Origin of the sequence: Mesorhizobium sp. M0048 (genome assembly GCF_040323405.1) — a bacterium.
Taxonomy (GTDB): domain Bacteria; phylum Pseudomonadota; class Alphaproteobacteria; order Rhizobiales; family Rhizobiaceae; genus Mesorhizobium.
Map to the genome: position 1 here is coordinate 1 of NZ_JAMYUV010000143.1, position 593 is coordinate 593.

The 593-nt window shown below is 61.9% G+C and carries 1 protein-coding gene; it reads right to left on the reverse strand.

Going from position 1 to position 593, the window contains the following annotated elements:
• On the reverse strand, positions 1-593 hold a 593-nt coding region (locus NKJ84_RS33125; protein ID WP_352510022.1), incomplete at both ends, for a histidine kinase dimerization/phosphoacceptor domain -containing protein.

Below are 593 nucleotides of genomic sequence, written 5' to 3' on the forward strand. Positions count from 1 at the left end.
ATCTGGCTGAGATAGACGCCAAGGTCGACCTCCTCCTTCGGCTCGTCGGCCGTTAGCGTCTGGTAGAGGATCGCCAGAGCGTCGACGCGACCGGCGAGCCGCTCAAACCGTCTCCGGTCGGCCTCGGTCGCGTTGCGGCTTTCCAGCCGGATCAGTGCGGTGATCATCTGTAGGTTGTTCTTCACCCGGTGCTGCAGTTCGCGCAGCAGTGTGTCTTTCTCGCTAACACGCTCCTCCGCCGAGCGCTCATCTCCCGCCTCGCCATGGGCGGATACGTCGACCAGGGCCACCAGTCGGAAGCACACCTTGCCGTTTTCGTCTTCGATCACGTTCGAATAAACGTCGACGATCGCGGGTTTGTCCTCTCCGCGCTCCAGCTTGAAGGTGCCGACCAAATCGGTTCCCTCGACCACGGCCTCGGCTAGCGGCCTGTCCTTTTGCTGATGGAGGCCTTTGCCCAAAAGGGCTGCCCAGTTTGCTCGTGTGAGCCTGGCGGCTGTCAGGCCTGACAGTTTCTCGAATTCCGGATTGGCGTAGACCACGCGCTCTTCACCGGCAAGGTCCGAAACGGCTATGGCGATCGGCACCTGGTC